We start from the raw sequence: 259 nt of genomic DNA, 5'->3' as shown, positions 1-259 counted from the left end.
CGTCCTCCGGCCGCCGCGATCTCGTCGACGAGAGCGCGCAGCGCGTCGGCGTCGCGGCCGACGAGGACGACTTCGGCGCCGCGGGACGACAACTGACGGGCGTACTCTGCGCCGATCCCGGAGCTGGCTCCGGTGACGAGGGCGGTGCGACTCATGCGCGCCAGCCTAGGAGCGGGTCAGGGGGCGACGCGACCGTTCGCGTTGAAGGCGGCGTACGTGAGCGGCATGAGCTCGCGCCACACGTTCTCCATCTTCTCGG

1 protein-coding gene and 1 pseudogene are annotated in these 259 nt (G+C 71.8%); both read right to left on the bottom strand.

Going from position 1 to position 259, the window contains the following annotated elements; all coding sequences use genetic code 11:
• The coding region (locus KVT44_RS56295) for an SDR family NAD(P)-dependent oxidoreductase (protein WP_217577031.1) at positions 1 to 155 on the bottom strand (155 nt) is incomplete at its 3' end.
• A 21-nt stretch (positions 156 to 176) separates the two neighbouring features.
• A pseudogene (locus tag KVT44_RS59770) lies at positions 177 to 259 on the bottom strand (thymidylate synthase (FAD)); the annotation flags it as partial.

This window comes from Streptomyces sp. GbtcB7 (assembly GCF_019091445.1).
Taxonomy (GTDB): Bacteria; Actinomycetota; Actinomycetes; order Streptomycetales; family Streptomycetaceae; genus Streptomyces; species Streptomyces mirabilis.
The sequence above is the reverse complement of the archived record's forward strand: the minus strand, read 5'-3'. Positions and strand labels throughout refer to the sequence as shown.